General features: G+C 73.5%; 17 protein-coding genes. 15 read left to right on the top strand and 2 right to left on the bottom strand.

Annotation, left to right across the window (positions count from 1 at the left end; translation table 11 throughout):
- Positions 1–130: 130 nt before the first annotated feature.
- Positions 131–1,021: an L-threonate dehydrogenase gene (gene ltnD / locus FHS88_RS02480; RefSeq protein ID WP_184480936.1), complete on the top strand. Its 891-nt coding sequence runs from the start codon at positions 131–133 to the stop codon at positions 1,019–1,021.
- On the opposite strand, the gene FHS88_RS02475 is transcribed toward ltnD, so the two are convergent.
- The gene (locus FHS88_RS02475; protein WP_184480934.1) at positions 1,022–2,371 is read right to left on the bottom strand and encodes an amidase; all 1,350 of its coding nucleotides are present in this window, start codon (positions 2,369–2,371) and stop codon (positions 1,022–1,024) included.
- Positions 2,371–4,098 (bottom strand): L-arabinonate dehydratase, encoded by a 1,728-nt coding sequence (gene araD / locus FHS88_RS02470; protein WP_184480932.1) that lies wholly within the window; start codon positions 4,096–4,098, stop codon positions 2,371–2,373. Before araD ends, FHS88_RS02475 begins: the two co-directional genes overlap by 1 nt.
- Positions 4,099–4,153: 55 nt before the next feature.
- Here araD and FHS88_RS02465 point away from each other — a divergent pair, with 55 nt between their 5' ends.
- The 14 genes from FHS88_RS02465 (at position 4,154) to FHS88_RS02400 (ending at position 20,544) form a co-directional block, all read left to right on the top strand.
- Positions 4,154–4,867 carry a GntR family transcriptional regulator gene (locus tag FHS88_RS02465; protein ID WP_246419199.1) on the top strand — a complete coding sequence of 238 codons (714 nt, stop codon included), beginning with the start codon at positions 4,154–4,156 and terminating at the stop codon, positions 4,865–4,867.
- 118 nt (positions 4,868–4,985) lie between these two features.
- Positions 4,986–5,987 carry a TRAP transporter substrate-binding protein gene (locus FHS88_RS02460; RefSeq protein ID WP_184480930.1) on the top strand — a complete coding sequence of 334 codons (1,002 nt, stop codon included), beginning with the start codon at positions 4,986–4,988 and terminating at the stop codon, positions 5,985–5,987.
- Complete coding sequence (locus FHS88_RS02455) at positions 5,984–6,544, top strand: TRAP transporter small permease subunit (protein WP_184480928.1); 561 nt, start codon at positions 5,984–5,986, stop codon at positions 6,542–6,544. Before FHS88_RS02460 ends, FHS88_RS02455 begins: the two co-directional genes overlap by 4 nt.
- A gap of 7 nt (positions 6,545–6,551) precedes the next feature.
- Positions 6,552–7,850, top strand: a complete 1,299-nt coding sequence (locus FHS88_RS02450) for a TRAP transporter large permease subunit (protein WP_184480926.1) — start codon at positions 6,552–6,554, stop codon at positions 7,848–7,850.
- Between the two features lie 4 nt (positions 7,851–7,854).
- On the top strand, positions 7,855–8,697 hold the full coding sequence (locus tag FHS88_RS02445; RefSeq protein ID WP_184480924.1) for an NAD-dependent epimerase/dehydratase family protein: 843 nt from the start codon (positions 7,855–7,857) through the stop codon (positions 8,695–8,697).
- A gap of 7 nt (positions 8,698–8,704) precedes the next feature.
- Positions 8,705–9,550 (top strand): aldose epimerase family protein, encoded by an 846-nt coding sequence (locus FHS88_RS02440; protein ID WP_184480922.1) that lies wholly within the window; start codon positions 8,705–8,707, stop codon positions 9,548–9,550.
- Positions 9,551–9,571: 21 nt separating this feature from the next.
- Positions 9,572–10,735 carry an FAD-dependent oxidoreductase gene (locus tag FHS88_RS02435; RefSeq protein WP_184480920.1) on the top strand — a complete coding sequence of 388 codons (1,164 nt, stop codon included), beginning with the start codon at positions 9,572–9,574 and terminating at the stop codon, positions 10,733–10,735.
- A complete protein-coding gene (locus tag FHS88_RS02430) occupies positions 10,732–12,342 on the top strand; it encodes an acyl-CoA dehydrogenase (protein ID WP_184480918.1) in 1,611 nt (536 codons plus the stop codon). The genes FHS88_RS02435 and FHS88_RS02430 overlap by 4 nt, the downstream gene beginning before the upstream one ends.
- Positions 12,343–12,412: 70 nt before the next feature.
- Positions 12,413–13,987, top strand: coding sequence for a phytoene desaturase family protein (gene crtI, locus FHS88_RS02425; RefSeq protein WP_184480916.1), 1,575 nt, complete (start codon positions 12,413–12,415; stop codon positions 13,985–13,987).
- A gap of 19 nt (positions 13,988–14,006) precedes the next feature.
- Complete coding sequence (locus FHS88_RS02420; RefSeq protein WP_184480914.1) at positions 14,007–15,587, top strand: phytoene desaturase family protein; 1,581 nt, start codon at positions 14,007–14,009, stop codon at positions 15,585–15,587.
- Positions 15,584–16,399, top strand: coding sequence for a lysophospholipid acyltransferase family protein (locus tag FHS88_RS02415; protein WP_184480912.1), 816 nt, complete (start codon positions 15,584–15,586; stop codon positions 16,397–16,399). The genes FHS88_RS02420 and FHS88_RS02415 overlap by 4 nt, the downstream gene beginning before the upstream one ends.
- A complete protein-coding gene (locus FHS88_RS02410) occupies positions 16,396–17,499 on the top strand; it encodes a glycosyltransferase (protein WP_184480910.1) in 1,104 nt (367 codons plus the stop codon). Before FHS88_RS02415 ends, FHS88_RS02410 begins: the two co-directional genes overlap by 4 nt.
- A 124-nt stretch (positions 17,500–17,623) precedes the next feature.
- A complete protein-coding gene (locus tag FHS88_RS02405; RefSeq protein ID WP_246419196.1) occupies positions 17,624–19,261 on the top strand; it encodes a squalene/phytoene synthase family protein in 1,638 nt (545 codons plus the stop codon).
- Positions 19,258–20,544, top strand: a complete 1,287-nt coding sequence (locus FHS88_RS02400; RefSeq protein ID WP_184480906.1) for a hydroxysqualene dehydroxylase — start codon at positions 19,258–19,260, stop codon at positions 20,542–20,544. Before FHS88_RS02405 ends, FHS88_RS02400 begins: the two co-directional genes overlap by 4 nt.
- Positions 20,545–20,595: the final 51 nt, after the last annotated feature.

The following is a 20,595-nucleotide window of genomic DNA, read 5'->3' as shown; positions in this document are numbered from 1 at the left end:
ATGTCCTGCAGCGCATCGTGCTTGTGCTGCTCGTGGTCTTCGCCGTGGTGCAGGTGGTGGTCGCCATCGCGAATTGACGCCCTGCCCGCGCGCGGACAGTGTCCGGCGCATGGCAGGAGGAAGATCGCGCATGAAGGTCGGCGTCATCGGTCTGGGCAGCATGGGCATGGGCGCGGCGCTGAGCCTGCTGCGCGCCGGGCACGAGGTGACGGGCTGCGACATGCGCGAGGCCGCGCGGGCCGAGTTCGCCGCCGCCGGCGGCGCGGTCGCGGCGCGCGCCGACGCGCTGGCCGAGGGCACCGAGGCGGTGGTCGTGCTGGTCGTCAATGCCGCGCAGACCGAGGCCGCGCTGTTCGGCGAGGGCGGCGCGGCATCCCGCCTCGCCCCCGGCGCGGTCATTGTGAGTTCCGCCACCATGGCGCCCGATGCCGCGCGCGCGCTGGCCGCGAAGGCGCGCGAGAGGCAGCTCCTGTTCCTCGACGCGCCGGTCTCGGGCGGTGCGGCGAAGGCGCGGGAGGGGGCGATGACGGTGATGGCCTCGGGCTCCGCCGCAGCCTTCGACAAGGCGCGGCCGGTGTTCGACGCGATGGCGGCGAAGGTATGGGCGCTCGGCGAGGAGCCGGGCATCGGCGCGACGGTGAAGGTGGTGCACCAGCTCCTTGCCGGCGTGCACATCGCGGTGGCGGCCGAGGCGATGGCGCTCGGCATCCGCGCCGGGGCCGATCCGCGCCAGCTCTACGACGTGGTGACGAGTGCCGCCGGCAATTCCTGGATGTTCGAGAACCGCATGGCGCGCGTGCTCGAAGGCGACGACGCGCCGCGCTCGGCGGTGGACATCTTCGTCAAGGATCTCGGGCTGGTCACCGAGATGGCGCGGGCGCTCGATTTCCCGGTGCCGCTGGCGTCCCAGGCGCAGCAATTGTTCACCGCCGCGCGCGCCATGGGCCAGGGCGGCAAGGACGACGGCTTCGTCATCCGCGTCTGGCAGGCCATGACCGGCATCAAGCTGCCGGGCGAGTGATCAGGCGGCGAGCGCCGCCTCCACCGAGGCGGCGACCTGGAACAGCGCCGCATCGCCCATGTGCTCGCCGGTCAGCATCAGGCCGACGGGCGCCTCGCCCTCCGCGTGGCAGGGGATGCTGATCGAGCAGCGGTCGAGGAAGTTGCCGATGCTGGTGTTGCGCAGCAGCAGCATGTTGATGCGGTTGTATTCCGTCTCGTCCTCCACCTCGGCGAGGCGCGGCGGCACCAGCGGGCAGGTCGGGCAGATCACCGCGTCGAAGGGCGCGGTGCGCGGCGCGACGGCGGCGATGATGCGCGCGCGGGCGTTGACGAGCTCGACATAGTCGGCGGCGGACATCCGCTCGCCGCGGCGGATGCGCTTGAGGATGCGCGGGTCGTAGGCGTCGGCCTTCTCGGCGATCAGGCGGTGATGCCAGGCCCAGGCCTCGCTGGCGGCGAAGCCGCCGGCGGCGTTGACTGCCGGGATCTCGGCGAGTTCGGGCAGGTCGAACTCGATCACATGCGCCCCGGCGGCCGAGAGGCGCGTCAGCGTGCGCCCGAAGACGGCGGCGACGGTGCCGTCCATGCCGTCGGTGAGGAAGGTGCCGCGCGGCAGGCCAAGGCGCAGGCCCTTGAGCGGCCGCGGCTTCGGCACCGACGGATTCTCCTCGCCCGCCATGAAGCCGTCGAGGATGGCGCAATCGGCGACGCTGCGCGCGAGCGGGCCGGCGGAATCGAGCGATGGCGCGAGGGGCAGGATGCCCTCGATGCTCACGCGCCGCGCCGTCGGCTTCCACCCCACCACGCCGCAGAGTGCGGCCGGGATGCGGCAGGAACCGCCCGTATCAGTGCCGAGCGCGGCGAAGCCCATCCCGTCGGCGACCGCGACGCCGGCACCGGAGGAGGAACCGCCCGGCAGCCGCGCGCCCGCCCGGTCCCAGGGGCTGAGCGGCGTGCCGTAATGCGGGTTCACGCCAAGGCCGGAGAAGGCGAACTCGACCTGGTTGGTGCGGCCGAGGATGACGAAGCCCGCGCGGATCAGCCGCTGCACCGTGGGCGCATTGGCCTTGGCGGCGGGCGCGCCCTTCAGCGCGACGGAGCCCGATCGCGTCGTCACGCCGGCCTCGTCGTAGAGGTCCTTGATGCTGATCGGGATGCCCGCATAGGCGCTGGGCGCGCGGCCCGCGGCGCGCAGCGCGTCCATCGCCGCCGCGGCCGCGCACGCGGTTCCGGCATGGACGGTGATGAAGGCGCGCGCGCCCTCGCCCTGCGGGTCGGCGATGCGGGCGAGCGCGGCCTCGGTCAGCGCGGCGGCGGTGGTGTGGCCGGCGGCGAGCGCCGCAGCGGCCTCGGTGACGGTCCTCGGCATCAGTAGATGTCCGGCTCGGGCGTGGGCAGCGTGCCTTCGAGGAAGCGCAGGTCGCAACCCTCATCCGCCTGGGTCACGTTGTCCAGATAGAGCGAGGTCCAGCCGCGCCCGTAGCGGCGCTTGGGCGGCGTCCAGGCGGCGCGGCGGCGGGCCATCTCGGCCTCGTCCACCAGCAGGTCGAGCCGGCGGTTCGGGACATCGAGGCGGATCAGGTCGCCGTCCTTCACGAAGGCGAGCGGCCCGCCAACATGGCTTTCCGGCGCCACATGCAGCACGCAGGTGCCGTAGGAGGTGCCGGACATGCGCGCGTCGCTGATGCGCACCATGTCGCGCACGCCCTGCTTCAGCAGCTTCTGCGGCAGCGGCAGCATGCCCCATTCCGGCATCCCCGGCCCGCCCTGCGGCCCGGCCTGCTTGAGCACGAGCACGCTGTCCGCGGTCACCGGCAGGTCCGGATCGTCCAGCCGCTTCTTGAGGTCGGCGTAATCCTCGAACACCACGGCGGGGCCGGTGTGCTGCAGCAGCCGCTGCTCGGAGGCCGAGGTCTTGATCACCGCACCATTCGGGGCGAGCGAGCCCTTCAGCACCGCAAGCCCGCCTTCCTTCTGCAGCGGCTTGTCGAGCGGCAGGATCACCGTCTCGTCGAAGACCTCGGCGCCCTCGATGTTCTCGCCGATCGTGCGGCCCGTGACGGTGCGCGCGGAGAGGTCGAGGTAGTCGCGGATGCGGTTGAGGAAGGCGCGCGCGCCGCCGGCGTAGAAGAAATCCTCCATCAGGTATTCGCCGGCATTCGGGCGGAGGTTCGCCACCAGCGGCACGCGGCGCGACAGCGCGTCGAATCGCTCGAGGTCCAGCATCACGCCCGCGCGCCGCGCCATGGCGATGAGGTGCGGGATGGCGTTGGTCGAGCCGCCGAAGGCCATGGCCGCGGTCACCGCATTGTCCACGCTGCCCTCGGTGATCAGCGCCTGCGGCGTGAGGTCCTCCCACACCATCTCGACGATGCGCCGGCCGGCCTCGGTCGCCATGCGCGGATGGGCGGAATCGGCCGCGGGGATGGAGGAGGCGCCGGGCAGGGTGAAGCCCAGCGCCTCGACCGCGAGCATCATCGTCGCCGCCGTGCCCGCGGTCATGCAGGTGCCGAAGGAGCGCGCGATGCCGCCCTCCATGTCCTTCCACTGCGCGGGCGTGATGTTCCCCGCGCGCAGTTCGGCGTGGTATTTCCAGACGTCGGAGCCGGAACCCAGCGTCTTGCCCCGCCAGTTGCCGCGCAGCATCGGCCCGGCGGGGACGAAGATGCAGGGCAGGCCGGCGCTGATCGCGCCCATCATCAGCCCGGGCGGCGTCTTGTCGCAGCCGCCGAGCAGCACGAGGCCGTCGCAGGGATGGCTGCGCGCGAGTTCCTCGGTCTCCATCGCGAGCAGGTTGCGATAGAGCATCGAGGTCGGCTTCTGGTACTGCTCCGTGACCGGATGGGCGGGCAGTTCAACCGGGAATCCCCCCGCCTGCCAGACGCCGCGCTTCACCTCCTCCGCGCGGGTGCGGAAGTGGAAGTGGCAGGGCGAGAGTTCCGACCAGGTGTTGATGATGCCGATCACCGGCTTGCCGCGGAAATCGCTCTCGGAATAGCCGGCCTGCAGCATCCGGCTGCGATGGCCGAAGGCGCGCAGGTCCTCCACGCCGAACCAGCGGTGGCTGCGCAATTCCTCGGGGCGTTTGCGGTGCATGCGGCCTCCTCCTCGTGCTTCCATGCCACGCTGCCAACTGCTATGGCAGTTGTCCATGCCCGCTGCGAAGACGGCCCTGGGGAGGATCGCGCCGCTGGCCGAGGAGGACACGCTCTCCCTCGGCGAAAGGGCCTACCGGCGGCTGCGCGAATGCATCGTCCAGGGCGTGCTGCCGGCCGGGCGGAAGGTTTCCGAACGCAGCCTCGCCACGCAGCTCGGCATCTCCGCCCAGCCGGTGCGCGAGGCGCTGCGCCGCCTCGAGCAGGACGGGATGGTGGTGACGCTTCCGCGCCGCGGGACCGTGGTGGCGGAGATGGGCCCGGCGCAGCTCGCCGAGCTCGGCCGCATCCGCGCCGCGCTCGAGGGTGTGGCCGCCGCGCTGGCCGCGGAACGGATGGATGCCGCCGGCCTTTCGCGCCTCGCCGCCATCCTCGCGCGCATGAAATCGGGCACCGAGGCGGCCGACCACGACGCGCTGGACGAGGCGAACGAGGAGTTCCACGCGCTCATCCATCGCGCCACGGGCAACCTGTTCCTGATCCGCTCCCTCGGCTCGCTGCGCGCCTACGACAATCTCGGCCGGCACCGCGCCATCGGCAGCCAGCCGCGCGACCTGCCCAAGGCCCTGCGCGAGCACCGCGCGATCGTCGCGGCGCTGCGCCGGCGCGACCCCGCGCTGGCCGAGGCGCGGATGCGCGGGCACATCCTGCGCTCGCTCGTCACCAACGGGGTGCTGCCGCCGCCGCCGCGCCGGAGGCCCGCCCGATGATCCCGCGCGCCGCCGCGATTGACGGCCGCCGAGGCGCCGCGCCAGACTGCCATCTGCTATTGCAGTTGCAGCACCCCGAGGGGCGGAGCCACCGCCCCCGATCCAGCAGGAGACGTCCATGAACGAGCCCCGCAAGCGGCCCCGCCGCACTCTCCTCGCCGCGGTGGCGGCCGCCGCCTTCGGCGCGCTCGGCCTCGCCGCCGCGCCGGCGGCCGCCCAGGAATGGCGCGGCTGGAACATCCACGCGGCCGACTACCCGAACGGCATCGGCATGGATGCCTTCACGCGCATGGTCGCCGAGCGGACGAACAACCGCATCCGCATGCGCACCTTCCATTCGGCGCAGCTCGGCCAGCAGGACGAGGCGATCCAGCAGATGCGCCTCGGCACCATCGACTTCGCCAATTTCAACCTCTCGCCGTTCAACAACCTCGCGCCGACGACGAATGTCGTGACGCTGCCCTTCCTGTTCCGCGACGTCGGCCACATGCAGCGCGCCATTGACGGCCCGGCGGGCGAGGCGATCGCCGCCGACCTCGAGCGCATCGGCATCATCGCGCTGTCCTGGTATGACGCGGGGGCGCGCAGCCTCTACACGCGCCAGCCCGTGCGCACGCCGGCCGACCTGCGCGGCCTGAAGATCCGCGTCCAGACCTCCGACCTCTGGATCGACCTGATGCGCGCGCTCGGCGCCAATCCGACGCCGCTGCCCTTCGGGGAGGTCTTCACCTCGCTGCAGTCGGGCGTGATCGACGGGGCGGAGAACAACTGGCCGTCCTATGAATCGACGCGCCATTTCGAGGTCGCGCGCTTCTACACCACCACCGAGCATTCCAACGTGCCCGAGGTGCTGGCCGTCTCCGCCCAGCGCTGGCGCCGGCTGAACGAGCAGGAGCGCGCCATCCTGCGCGACGCCGCGCGCGAATCCGCCGCCATCCAGCGCCGCGCCTGGGCCGAGCGCGAGCGCGTCTCCCGCGAGCGCGTTGTCGCCGCCGGCGTGACCGTCATCGAGATCACCGACCGCGCGCCCTGGGCCGCCCTGATGGAGCCGGTCTATGCGAAATATGCGGCCGATGCGCGCCTCGCCGCGCTGGTCCGCACGATCCGCGAGATGCAGTGACCGCCTCTGCCCCGGATGCGCCGCGGGCGCATGAGCCCGCGGCGCTGCGCGCCTTCTCCGCCGCGCTCGGCTGGCTCTCGGCCGCCACCATCGCGGTGGCGGGCGTGGCGCTGGTCGGGCTGGTGGCGATGATGGGCTGGCTCGTCTTCGGCCGCTACGTGCTCAACGACACGCCGACCTGGATCGAGCGCGCCGCCACGCTCGCCATCCTCTCCATCGCCATGCCGGTCGCGGCGGTGGGTGTGCGGGAGCGGTTCCACCTCGCCGTGCTCGGCGTGCGGGAGGCGCTGCCGCCGGCGGCGCAGCGATGGGTGGCGCTCGCCTGCGACGTGCTGATGGGCGCCTTCGGCGCGGGCATGGCCTGGTGGTCCTGGGAGCTCGTCGGCACCGTCGCGGCCTTCAAGATCCCGCTGCTCGGCATCAGCCAGGGCTGGACCTATGCGCCGATGGTCCTCGGCGGCGCGCTGATGGTGCTCTACGCCATCGAGCAGGTGCTGCACGACATCTTCGGCGCCGCGCCCGGGAAGCGCGGCGCCTCCGCCGCCATGCTGGAGTAGCGCGCGCGTGGAACCGGGGCTGTTCCTGATCTTCGGAATCTTCGCCGCCGGCATCCTCGCCGGCGTGCCGGTCGCCTTCTGCCTCGGCATCGCCGCCGTGGCCGGCTTCATCTGGGAAGGGCTGAACCCGGCCGTCGCCTTCCAGCAGATGGCGAGCGGGATGAGCATCTTCTCGCTGCTCGCCATCCCCTTCTTCATCTTCGCGGGCGAGCTGATGCTGCATGGCGGCATCGCGCGGCGGCTGATCGCGTTGGCCTCGGCGGTGGTGGGGCACATGCGCGGGGGGCTCGCGCAGGTCAATGTCGGCTCCTCGATGCTGTTCGGCGGCATCTCGGGCTCGGCGGTGGCCGACACCTCGGCGCTCGGGACCATGCTGATCCCGTCCATGCAGCAGAAGGGCTACGGGGCGGACTATGCGGTGGGGCTGACGGTGACGAGCTCCATCGCCGGCATCCTCATCCCGCCAAGCCACAACATGATCCTCTATTCGCTGGCGGCCGGCGGCGGCATCTCGGTCAGCGCGCTGTTCATCGCGGGCATCGTGCCCGGGGCGATGATGTGCCTTTTCCTCGCCATCACCGCCTATGTCATGGCGGTGCGGCGCGGCTACCCGGCGGAATCCTGGCAGGGCTTGCGCCACCTCGCCTGGTGCTTCGTGGACGCGCTGCCCGGCCTGCTGACGGCGGTGATCATCCTCGGCGGCGTGCTCTCGGGCATCTTCACCGTGACCGAGAGCGCGGCCTTCGGCACGATCTGGGCGCTGCTGGTCACGGTGCTGGTCTATCGCGCCCTGAGCTGGGAAGCCTTCGTGACCGCGGTGCGCGCCTCGGTGCGCACCACCGCGGTGGTGTTCCTGCTGGTCGGCACCGCCACCGCCTTCGCCTGGCTGCTGGCCATGTACCGCCTGCCGGAGATCCTGACCGAAGGGATGCTCGCCGTCAGCAGCAACCCGATCGTCATCCTGCTGATGATCAATCTCTGCCTGCTTCTGCTCGGCGCGGTGATGGACATGGCGGCGCTGATCCTCATCACCACGCCCATCTTCCTGCCGGTGGTCACCGCCATCGGCGTGGATCCGGTGCAGTTCGGCATGGTCATGATGATGAATCTCGGCCTCGGCCTGACCACGCCGCCGGTGGGCGCGGTGCTCTTCGTCGGCTGCGCCATCGGGCGCATCCGCATGGAGCAGGTGATGCGCTCGATCTGGCCCTTCTGGGGGGCCATACTGGTGGCGCTGCTTCTGACCACCTACTGGCCGGCGGTGTCCCTCACCCTGCCGCGCCTGCTGCTCGGCTACGGAGCCTGACCGCATGAGCCCACCCGCCAAGCCCGTCCTGCTCACCGGCGCCTCCGGCAATCTCGGCCGGCATCTGGCGAAGGAACTCGCCGCGCGGGGCTGGCGGCTGCGCCTGACCGACATCGCGCCCTTCCCGGACCCGCTGCCCGCCGGCGCGGCCTTCGTGAAGGCCGACCTCAACGACGGGGTCGCGCTGCTGCGCCAGGCCGAGGGCTGCGGCGCCATCCTGCATTTCGGCGGCGTCTCGGTGGAGCGCCCCTTCGAGGAGGTGCTCGGCCCCAACATCCGCGGCCTCTACCACGTCTACGAGGCCGCCCGGCGCGAGGGCGCGCGCGTGGTCTTCGCCAGTTCCAACCACTCGATCGGCTTCCACGAGCGCCCGAGCGGCAATGCGGAACGCCTGGACTACGACTGCGCCTTCCGCCCCGACGGCTATTACGGCCTGTCCAAGGCCTATGGCGAACTCATGGGCCGGATGTACTGGGACAAGCACGGGGTCGAGAACGTCAACCTGCGCATCGGCTCCTGCTTCCCCAAGCCGGTGGACCGGCGGATGCTCTCCACCTGGCTCTCCTATGCCGACCTCACGCGGCTCGTCGAACGCTGCGTGCTCGCCGAGCGCGCCGGCCATGCCGTCATCTGGGCCTGCTCGGACAATCCCGCCTCCTACTGGGGCCGGGACCACCGGGAGCGGATCGGCTGGGCGCCCCAGGATTCGGCCGAGCCCTGGCGGCCCGAGGTGGGCGGCATCACCGCCGATCCGGTGACCGAGCGCTACCAGGGCGGCAGCTACACCGCGATCGAGTATTCCCGCGCCTGCCCCTCCCCGCGCGACCCCTTCGCGCTCGAGGACTGAGCCCGCCATGCCGCCTCTCGGCCTGTCGGGCGGCGGCTGGGAGGCGGAGATCGCGCCCGCGGAGGGCGGGGGCATGCGCGCCCTGCGCTTCCTCGGCCGGGACGTGCTGGTTCCGGCACCCGAGGGCGAGCCGCTCGGCGGCCCCTTCGGCGCCTTCTGGATGATCCCCTGGGCGAACCGGCTGGACGGCGGACGGCTCGGCCCGCACCGCCTGCCGGTGAACCGGCCGCAGGACGGCACGGCGATCCACGGCCTCTCGCGCGACCGGCCCTGGCATGTGGCGGCGCTGGCCGCCGATGCCGCGACCCTGGCGCAGGAGGTTTCCGCCGGGCCCTACCGCTACGCCGCGCGCCTCGCCACCACGCTCGGGCCTGAGGGGCTGCTCCTCGACCTCGCGGTGGTGAACACGGGGGAGGCACCGATGCCCTTCGGCGCCGGCTGGCATCCGTGGTTCGTCCGGCCGCCGGGCACGCGCCTCGCCTTCCGCGCCACGCATCGCTGCACGCATGACGCGCGCACCCTGCCCATCGCCGCCGCCTTCGACCGCGGGCTGGAGGGCGGGGAGGAAGCCTTCCTCGGCCTCGACACCCATTTCCCGGGCTGGGACGGGCTGGCGCGCATCGCCTGGCCCGGCCGCGTGCTGACCATGACGGCCGCGGGGGCGCTTTCCACCCATCTGCAGGTCTATGCCCCCCGATCGCCGCCGGTGCTCTGTGTCGAGCCCTGCTCCCACCTGCCCGACGCGCCGAACCGGCCGGACCTCGAGCCGCTCGGCCCGATGCGGGAACTCGCGCCGGGGGAAATCTTGACCGGGCGCATCCGGCTGGCGATGGAGTGTTCACAGCCGGCCTAGGCGCGGGCATAGGATGGGGGCATGTCCCCCCCGCATACCGCCCTTGTCCTCGGCGCCGGCATCATGGGCCTCTCCGCCGCCTGGGGGCTCGCCCGGCAAGGCGTCTCGGTCCGCATCCTGGACCAGGACGATGTCCCCAACCCGCGCGGCGCCTCGGTGGACCACCACCGGCTGATCCGCCACGCCTACGGCGCCCAGGCCGGCTACATGCGCATGGTGGACCCGGCCTATGCCGCCTGGGACATGGTCTGGCGCGACATCGGGGAGGTCCTGCACATCCCGACCGGCGTGCTCGCCGTCTCGAACGGCGCCGCCGGCTGGCTCGGGGAAAGCCGGGCGAGCCTCGCCGCCGATGGCCATGCCTTCGAGGACCTGACCGCCGCCGGGGTCGCCGCGCGCTTCCCGATGCTCACCGAGGCCGGGATCGGCGCCGCCTTCCACATGCGCCAGGGCGGCGTGCTCCTCGCCGAGCGCATCGTCGCCGGCATGGCGCGGCACCTCGCGACCCGCGGCGTGACCATCGAGCGCGCCCGCGCGACCGGCATCGAGCCGGACCGCGGCCTCGTGCGCCTCGCCGACGGCACCGCCCGCGCGGCCGACCTGCTGGTGGTCGCGGCCGGGCCCTGGGCGCCGCGGCTGCTGCCCGCGGCGCTGGCCCCGCGCGTCGTCGCCTCGCGGCAGATCCTCGTGCTGCTGGAGCCGCCGCCGCAGCACCGCGCCGCCTGGGAGGCGGCGCCGATGCTGCTCGACCTCGCCGAGGATGGCGGGTTCTACGCCGTGCCGCCGGTGGCCGGCACGCCGCTCAAGATCGGCGACCACCGCTTCTCCCGCCAGGGCGACGCCGAGGCCGACCCGCGCGCCGCGACCGCCGCGGAGGCGGAGGAGATCCTCGCCTTCGCCCGCCCCCGCCTGCGCGATGCGGCGGCGTATCGCGTCCTCGATGCGCGCGCCTGCTACTACGATGTCGAGGAGGGGGAGCGGTTCGTCGTCGAGCCGCTCGCGCCGCGCTGCCTCGTGATGTCGGGCTTCTCCGGCCACGGCTTCAAGTTCGGGCCGGTGCTCGGCCTCGCCCTCGCGGCGGCCGCGGCGGATGCCTCCCTGCTCGCGGCGCTGCCCGGCTGGGCGGCGGGCGAGGCGCCGCCCGCCCCCGGCCTGCTCGCCGCCCTCGAAGGTGTGACCGCATGACCTCCACCGCCGCCGCCGACCTGATCTTCGGCCTGACCCGCGTGGTCGGCCTGCCCGCGCTGACCGAGGCCGCCGGCGCGCCGCTCTCGGCCGAGGACATCGCCCAGATCGTCACCGAGGCCGACCGCTTCTGCACCGAGGTGCTGATGCCCGGCGCGCAGGCCGCCGACCGCGCCGGCGCCGTCTATGCGAATGGCGTCGTCACCACGCCCTACCGCGAGACCTACGCGAAATGGATCGAGGGGGGCTGGCAGTCCCTCGCCGCGCCGGCCGAGCATGGCGGGCAGGGCCTGCCGGCCTCGCTCTGGACGGCGATGACCGAGCTCGGCATGGCGGCCGACACCTCCTTCATGCTGGGGCCGCTGCTGACCGCGGGCGCGATCGACTGCCTGACGCACCACGCCACGCCCGAGCAGGCCGCGCGCTGGCTGCCGCGCATGGTCAGCGGCGAATGGACCGGCGCGATGTGCCTGACCGAACCCCATGCCGGCAGCGACCTCGGCGTGCTGCGCACCCGGGCCGAGCCGCTCGGCAACGGGCGCTATGCGCTCACCGGGCAGAAGATCTTCATCACCTGGGGCGAGCACGACTGCACGGAGAACATCGTCTATCTGGTGCTGGCGCGGCTGCCCGATGCGCCGCCGGGCTCGAAGGGCATCAGCCTCTTCGCCTGCACCAAGGTGAAGGAGGATGGCAGCCGCAACGCGATCCGCTGCGGCGGCATCGAGCGCAAGATGGGCATCCATGCGAGCCCGACCTGCATCATGCTGTTCGAGGGCGCGGAGGCCGAGATGGTGGGCGAACCCCATCGCGGCCTGCCGGCGATGTTCGCGATGATGAACAACGCCCGCCTCGGCGTCGGCACGCAGGGTGTCGCGCATGGCGCGGCCGCGCTGCGGCTCGCCGAGGCCTATGCCGCGCAGCGCATCCAGGGCGGCCGGCCCATCGCGGAGCACCCCGATGTCGCGCGCATGCTGATGGAGATGCGCAGCATCACCCTCGCGGCGCGGCTGCTCGCGCTCGAGACGGCGCTCTGCGTGGACCGCCACGCGCTGCTCGGCGACGCGGCGGCGCAGAACCGGCTCGCGCTGCTCACGCCCATCCTCAAGGCCTGGTGCACCGACCGCGGGGTCGAGACCGCCTCCACCGGCATCCAGGTGCATGGCGGCATGGGCTTCGTCGAGGATGCGGGCGCGGCGCAGGTGCTGCGCGATGCGCGCATCGCCCCGATCTACGAAGGCACCAACGGCATCCAGGCGATCGACCTGCTGGTGCGCAAGGTCGCGAAGGACGGCGGGGCGGAGATGCGCGCGCTGCTCGCCGAGGTCGGCCGCTCGCCCGATGCGCGGCTGCGCGCCGCCGCGGAGGCCTTCGGCGCGGTCACCGGGCGCATGCTCGAGGTGCAGGGGCGCGACGCGGAAGCCGCGCAGTCGGTCGCGGTGGCCTATCTCGACGCGGCGGGATGGCTGCTCGGCGGCTGGATGCTGGCGCGCGCCGCCGCCGAGGATCCGTCGGCCCATGGCGCGACGGCGGAGTTCTACCTGCGCCGGCTGCTGCCGCGCGCCGCCGCCCGCGCGGCCGAGATCGAGGGCGCTCTCGCGGCATGAGGACAGGCCCCTTGCGGACACGCCGGCCGGGGCAATCTGCGTGGGGTTGCCCGTGACCCCGCCGGATACCATGAACGCGTCCCTGCCAGCCCTTGCCCGAACCCGTCCGCGCGTCGCCATCGTGGGCGCAGGCCCCGGCGGCCTCGCCGCCGCGCTGCTGCTCGCGGCGAGCGGCGCGCGCGTCACCGTCTTCGAGCGTGACAGCGTCGTCGGCGGCCGCACCCGCACGGTGACGGCGCCGGGCGGCTACCGCTTCGACATCGGGCCGACCTTCTTCCTCTATCCGCGCATCCTGCGCGAGATCTTCGCCAGTTGCGGCGCCGACCTCGAGCGCGAGGTCGAGCTCATCCGCCTCGACCCGCAATACCGCCTGGTGTTCGAGGGCGCGCGCCCGGTCACGATCGACGCCTCCCCCGACATCGCGCGGATGGAGGCCGAGATCGCCAAGCTGAACCCGGCCGATGCCAAGGGCCTGCGCTCCTTCCTGGCGGACAACCGCGTGAAGCTCGAGGCCTTCCGGCCCGTTCTCGAGCGCCCCTTCCACGGGCTGATGACCTACCTCGCGCCCGAGGTGATGAAGGGCCTGCGCTACCTGCGCCCCTGGGCCTCGCTCGACCAGGACCTCAAGCGCCACTTCAGCGACCCGCGCACGCGGCTCGCCTTCACCTTCCAGTCGAAATACCTCGGGATGAGCCCCTTCCGCTGCCCGAGCATGTTCTCGATCCTCTCCTTCCTGGAATACGAGCACGGCATCTTCCACCCGGTCGGCGGCTGCGGCGCGGTGAGCGAGGCGATGGCGCGCGTGGCGGAGCGCCTCGGCGTCGAGATCCGCCTGAACGAGCCGGTGGAGCGCATCGCCTTCGAGGGGCGCCGCGCCGCGGGCGTGGAGGTGCGCGGCGTGCGCCATGCCGCCGATGCGGTGGTGGTGAACGCGGATTTCGCCCACGCCATCCCCACGCTGATGCCCGAGGCGCTGCGCCCGCAATGGCCGGACGCGAAGATCGCCCAGGCGCGCTATTCCTGCTCGACCTTCATGCTCTACCTCGGCATCGAGGGCACGCTGCCGCAGATGGCGCACCACAGCGTGCTGCTCGCCGAGGACTACGAGCGCAACCTGAACCAGATCGAGTCCGGCGTGATCCCGGACAACCCATCCCTCTACGTGCAGGCGGCGGCGGGCACCGACCCCTCGCTCGCGCCGGCGGGCCATTCCACGCTCTATGTGCTGGTGCCGGTGCCAAACCTGCGCGGCGGGCAGGACTGGGCGGCGGAGGCGCCGCGCTATCGCCGCCTCGCCATCGAGAGGCTCAAGGCCCTTGGCCTGCACGACCTCGAATCGCGCATCCGCTACGAGCGCATCGTCACGCCGCAGGACTGGCGCGACGAATACGCGGTGGGCTACGGCGCGACCTTCAACCTGGCGCACAATGTCCGCCAGATGATGCATTTCCGCCCGCAGAACCGCTTCGGCAAGGCGGAGGGCGTGTATCTCGTGGGCGGCGGGACGCATCCGGGCAGCGGCCTGCCGGTGATCTACGAGGGCGCGCGGATCAGCGCGAAACTGCTGATGCAGGATCTCGGCATGCGGCCGCAGGCCGACCGGGGTGCGCGCATCGGCATCGCCCAGCCCGCGATGGGCGACTGAGCGACGGGAGGGCAGGCGCATGGGCGCGAAGGTGGTCATCATCGGCAGCGGTCTCGGCGGGCTCGCCGCGGCGGTCGTCGCGCAGGCGCGCGGGCACCGCGTCACGCTGCTCGAGCGCAATCCCTGGCTCGGCGGCAAGGCCGCGGTGCTGCACCTCGACAACCCGGAGGGCGAGGGCCGCTTCCGCTTCGACATGGGCCCGACCATCCTGACCGTGCCGCGCGTGCTGCGCCGGATCTACGCCGAGGCGAAGCGCAACCAGGCCGACGAGCTGCCGCTGATCCGCCTCGACCCGCAATGGCGCTGCTTCTTCGACGACAACACGCGCATCGACTTGGTGGAGGATGTCGGCGCCATGGCGCAGGCCATGGACGCCTTCGTCCCTGGCAAGGGCATGGGCGCGGGCTACCGGAAGTTCCAGGAGGTCTCGCGGCACCTGCACGAGGTCAGCGAGAAGTTCTTCTTCTGGAAGCCGGTCGAGGGCATCGGCGACACGCTCTCCTTCACAGACAACTTCAAGCCCGAGGTGCTGCGCGACATCATGGCGCTGCGCATGGGCCAGACCGTCGCCAAGGTCATCCGCGGCCATGTGCCGGACGAGCGCCTCGCGCAGATGCTCGACCACTTCACCCAGTATGTCGGCTCCAACCCCTACATGGCGCCGGCCGTGCTCTGCGGCATCGGCGACATGCAGGCCAATGAGGGCGTCTGGTATCCGGTCGGCGGCACGCGCGCGGTCGCCGAAGGCCTCGCGAAGCTCGCGCGCGAGCTCGGCGCCGATCTGCGCACCGATGCCGAGGTCACGGAGATCGAGATCGAGCGCGGCGCCGTCCGCAGCGTGACGGCGAACGGCGATCGTATCGCCTGCGACGCGGTGATCTCCAACATGGATGCGGTGCGCACCTACACCGAGCTCGTGGGCGGCGGGCAGGCGCGGCGCATCGAGCGCAAGGGCTACCAGCCGGCCTGCTCGGGCGTGGTGCTCTATCTCGGCCTGCGCAAGCGCTACGACCACCTCGCGCACCACTGCTTCGTGTTCTCGCGCGACGCCGAGGAGGAGTTCGAGAGCATCTACGTCAAGGGCGAGCCCGCGCCCGACCCGACGGCCTATCTCTGCGCCCCCTCGATGAGCGACGACACGGTCGCGCCCGCGGGCGGGGAGGCGCTCTACGTCCTCGTGCACACCCCGCACCTGCGACCGGGACACGACTGGTCGAAGATGTTCGCGCCCTACCGCCAGCGCATCCTCGACAAGCTCAAGCGCACCGCGGGGATGGAGGATATCGAGAGCCGCATCGTCGTCGAGCGCGCGCTGACGCCGCAGGATATCCACGAGCGCTACAAGGTGCTGGACGGGGCGATCTACGGCCTTGCCTCGCACGGCGCCTATTTCGGGGCCTTCAAGCCGTCCAACCGGCCCAAGGCGATCCGCGGCCTCTACCTCTGCGGCGGCGCGGCGCATCCTGGCCCGGGCATGCCGATGGTGATGATGTCGGGCTGGATCGCGGCGGATGCGATGGATCGCGACCAGGGCGGACGCGGCATGTCCCCCGAGGCCGAACGCGCCGGCCTGAGGGACGCGCTGCTCGCGGCCGAATGAGCGGGGCGGCCGTGCAGGCCCCCGACCCGGTGGCGCTGCGCTCCGAGCGCCACCTCGCCTTCTTCGAGTTCGCCTTCACCCGGTTCTTCGGCAAGCACATGCGCGCTCTGCGCCTCGCGCGCTGGGGCCGGCCGCAGGCCGCGCCCGGCGTGCCGGCGGTGGTCTTCGCCAACCACCCCTCGTGGTGGGACGGCGTCGCCTTCATGCTGCTCAACCGCACGCTGCTGCGCGACCGGCCGCTCTTCACGCCCATGGCCTCCTGGGCGCTCGACAAATACGCCTTCATGCGGCGCCTCGGCGTGTTCGGGATCGAGACCGGCACGGCGCGCGGATCGGTCGCCTTCCTGCGCACCGCCCAGCATGTGCTGCGCGATCCCGCCCACATGCTCTGGATCAACGCGCCCGGCCGCTTCGCCGACCCGCGCGAGAGGCCGATCCCGATCGCGCCGGGCATGATCCGCCTGCCCGAGATGGCGCCGGAGGCGCAGTTCATCCCGCTCGCGCTCGACTACCCGTTCTGGGGGGAACGCAAGGCGGAGATGCTCGCCGCCTTCGGCCCGCCCATCCCCGCCGCCACGCTGCTCGCGATGGAGCGCGAGGCGCGCGCGCCGCATCTCGCCGCCGCGCTCGCCGCCACCGCCGACCGGCTCACCGAGGACGCGATCAGCCGCGACCCCGATCGGTTCGAGACGCTGGTGCATGGCCGCGAAGGCATGGGCGGCGTCTATCAGACCTGGCGCCGGCTCGGCGCGCTGCTGCGCGGGCAGCGATTCGACCCGCGCCACGACACCAGGCCGGAGCGCGCGCCATGACCTTCGACCCCGCCTGGATCGCGCTGGTGCTCGCGGTGTTTCCCGCCGCGACCGGCCTCGTCAACCTGTTCCTCCTGCGCGCGCCGGAGGGCCGGCCGCCGGAGGGCACGCTCGTCTCCATCCTCATCCCCGCGCGCGACGAGGCGGCGAATATCGGCCCCTGCATCGAGGCCGCGCTGGCGCAGCAGGGCGTGGCGATCGAGGTGGTGGTGATGGATGACGGCTCGACCGACGGCACGCCCGACATCGTCCGCGCCCTGGCCGCGCGCGACGCGCGGCTGAGGCTCGTCTCCGCCCCCGCCCTGCCGCCCGGCTGGTCGGGCAAGATGCATGCCTGCGCGCGGCTGTCCGAGGCGGCGCGCGGCACCCATCTGCTGTTCCTCGATGCCGATGTGCGCCTCGCCCCCGGTGCCGCCGCGGGGCTCGCCGCCCATGCCGCGCGGCACGGCATCGCGCTGGTCAGCGGCGTGCCGCGCCAGCGCATCGAGACCATCGGCGAGGGGCTGACCGTGCCGATGATCAACCTGCTGCTGACCGGCTACCTGCCGGGCGGCGGCCGCGCCTTCACGCGCCTGCCGGGCTTCGCGGCGGGCTGCGGCCAGATGATGCTGTTCGAGCGCCGCGCCTACGAGGCCGTCGGCGGCCATGGCGCGCTGCGCGCCACGCTGCATGACGGGCTGAACTTCCCCCGCCTGATGCGCGCCGCCGGCCATCGCACCGAGATCGTGGAGGGCGCGCGGCTGGCCACCTGCCGCATGTATCGCGGCTTCGGCGAGGCGTGGCGCGGCTTCCTCAAGAACGCGCGGGAAGGCATGGCGACGCCGCTCGGCCTGCCGGTCTGGACGGTGGTGCTCGCGGGCGCGCATCTCTGGCCCTTCTTCCTGCTGCCGGCCTTCCAGGCGTGGCTCGCGCTCGCCCTCGTCTTCGCCCTGCGCGCGGCGGTCACGCGGCGCGTGGGTGAGCCCTACTGGACCGTCGCGCTGCATCCCCTCGCCGTGGTGGTGGCGCTCGCGATCCAGTGGACGGCGCTCGCCCGCGCCCTGCTCGGCCGCAAGGAGGGCTGGAAGGGGCGCGACTACGCCGCGCCCGAGGCGCCGTGAGCGGCAGGCCGGCGCCGGCGCATCGCCCCGCGCCGGAGACGGGCGGCACGCGCGCCCCCGCCGCACGGCGCACCGCGGGCCACGGCGCGGACAAGGCGGGCGCTCCCGTGCCACCATGCGGCCGATGACCGTCGCCGCCGGACCGCCCAGCCGCACCCATGATGCCGAGAACTTCCCGGTCGCCTCGGCGCTGCTCGCGCGCGCGGTGCGCCCGAAGGTGCTCGGCTTCTACCGCTTCGTGCGCACGGCGGACGACATCGCCGACAGCCCGGACCTGCCGGCGGCCGAGAAGCTCGCGCGGCTCGACGCGCTGGAACGCGCGCTGGACGACCCCGCCACCGCCGAGCCCGCCGCGCGGCCGCTCCATGACAGCGGCTGCGGCACGGCGGAGGCGCGCGCCATGCTCGCCGCCTTCCGCCAGGACGCGACGCAGGGCCGCTACGCGGACTGGGCGGGGCTCGAGGCCTATTGCGCCGCCTCGGCCAATCCCGTGGGGCGGATGCTGCTGCGCCTGCACGGCGCAGCCGCACCCGGGGCCGAGGCCGCCGCCGATGCCCTCTGCACCGCGCTGCAGGTGCTCAACCACATCCAGGACCTCGCCAGGGACCGCGAGGCGCTCGACCGCATCTACCTGCCCGGGCCCTGGATGGCGCTGGCCGGGGGGGAGGAGGCCTTCTTCGCCCCGGAGAACGCGGAGCGCCGCCGCGCCGTGCTCGACGCCGCGCTGGACCGGGTGGAGGAACGCCTCGACGCCGCGGCTTGCCTGCCGCGCCTGATCGGCGCGCGGCGCCTCGCGATGGAAGCCGCCGTGACGCTCGCGCTCGCGCGGCGCCTGCTCGCGCGGCTGCGCGCGGAGGACCCGGTCCGCCAGCGCGTCGCGCTGGGCAGGGCGGATTTCGCCCGCGCCTTCCTCGCCGCGCCCTTCGGAGGGCCCTCGGACGCCGCGCTGGTGCGCGCCCGCGTCGCGCGCGCGGGCTCCTCCTTCGCGCGCGGCATGGCGGCGCTGCGCGGGGATCGCCGCCGCGCCCTCTGGGCCGTCTATGCCTTCTGCCGCGCGGTGGACGACATCGCCGACGGCGCCATGCCCGAGACCGAGAAGCGCCGCTTCCTCGACGACTGGCGGGCGAAGCTGGCGCGGCCCGACTGCGCCCTCTCGCGCGAGCTCGCCCGCGCGCGCGAGCGCTACGGCCTGCCCATTGCGGAATGCGAGGCGATGATCGCGGGCATGGAGACCGACGCCGCGCCCGCGGTGCGGATCCCCGACGCCGCCGCGCTCGACCTCTATTGCCGCCGTGTCGCGGGCAGCGTCGGCGCGATGGCGGTGCGCATCTTCGGCGCGCCCGAGGCGGCGCCGTTCGGCCTCGCGCTCGGGCGCACGCTGCAGCTCGTCAACATCCTGCGCGACATGGACGAGGACGCGGCGCGCGATCGCGTCTATCTGCCCGCCGACCTGCTCGCCGCGCATGGCGTGCCAGAGGGGCCGGCGGCGCGCATCATCGCCGCGCCCGGCATCGCCGCCGCCGCCCGCGCGCTCGCCGCCGAGGCCGAAGCCGGCTTCGCCCGCGCCGAGGCCGAGCTGCGGCACCTCGACACCCGCGCCCTGCTGCCCGCGCGCATCATGATGTGGGGCTACCGGCGCCTGTTCGACCGCCTGCTCGCCCGCGGCTTCGGCGCGCCGCGCGCGCGCCCGCGCCTGACGGCGGGTGAGAAGGCGCGCATGGCCGCCTTCGCGCTGCGCCTCGCCCCCGTCGCCGCGCGATGAGGATCGCCGCTCCCGGCCCCTGCCCCTTCGGCCCGCAGGGCGCGGCGCGCGTGCATGTCGTCGGCGCCGGCATGGCCGGGATGGTCGCCGCGCTCGTCCTCGCCCGCGCCGGCCATGCCGTGACGCTGCATGAGGCGACGATGCTCGCCGGCGGGCGCTGCCGCGCGCTGCCCGACGGCACCGACAACGGCACCCACGCGCTGATGGGGGCGAACCATGCCGCGCTGCGCTTCCTCGAGGCGATCAGCGCCCGCGAGCGCTGGATCGAGCCGGAACCCGAGGGGCTGCCGCTGCTCGACCTCGCCGATGGCAGCGCGCGCCGCATCGCCGCCGCGCCGCTCGCCTGGCGGGATCCGGCCCGGCGGCCGCCGGGGCTGAGCGCCGGGGGCCTGCTGGCCCTGCTCGGCATGGCGCTGCCGCTCACCGACCGTCCGGTGGCCGAGGCGCTGGCGCGGCACCCCGCCCTGCTGCGCGGCTTCGTGGAGCCACTGACCGTCGCCGCGCTGAACACCCCGGTGCAGGAGGCCTCCTCCGCGCGGCTCGGGCAGGTGCTGCGGCGGCTCGGCAGCGCCGGGGCGGCGCGGCTGCTGGTGGCGCGCGAGGGGCTGGGGCCCGATCTCGTCGCGCCCGCCCTCGCCGCGCTGGAGGCCGCCGGCGCCACGCTGCGCCTCGGCAGCCGGCTGCGCGCCATGACCCAGGCCGATGGCCGCGTCACCGCGCTCCATCTCGGCGAGGAGAGCCTGCCGCTCGGCGAGCGCGACGCCGTGATCCTGGCCCTGCCGCCCTGGGAGACGGCGCGGCTGATCCCCGGGCTGAAGGTGCCCGAGCGCCATGCGCCCATCCTCAACCTCCATTTCGCGCAATCCACGCCGGGGCCGGTGCGCTTCATCGGCATCCTGGGCGGGCTGACCCAATGGATCCTGCTGCGGCCCGCCGGGATCAGCGTGACGGTCAGCGCGGCCGATGCGGAAACCGAGGAGGCGGCCGCGAGCCTCGCCCCGCGCGCCTGGGCCGAGATCCGCCGCGCCGCGCAGGCCTTCGCCCTGCCCGGCGACTGGCCGGAGGCGCCGCCCCCCTGCCGCGCGGTGAAGGAGCGCCGCGCCACGCCGCGCCATGGCGTCGGCATCGCCCCGCACGCGCCGCGGCGGCCCATGCACAACCTCGCCTTGGCCGGGGACTGGACCTGGCCCGGCCTGCCCGCGACCATCGAGGCCGCCGCCCGCTCGGGCGAGGCCGCGGCCAGGGCCCTGCTGCCCCGCCTGCCGCGCCGGGAGGCCGCGTGACGCCGCGCGAACACCCGCAGCGGACGCATGGCGGAGGCGGCGCAACCCCGG

It is taken from the genome of Neoroseomonas alkaliterrae (genome assembly GCF_014199195.1).
Lineage (GTDB): Bacteria > Pseudomonadota > Alphaproteobacteria > Acetobacterales > Acetobacteraceae > Neoroseomonas > Neoroseomonas alkaliterrae.
The sequence above is the reverse complement of the archived record's forward strand: the minus strand, read 5'-3'. Positions and strand labels throughout refer to the sequence as shown.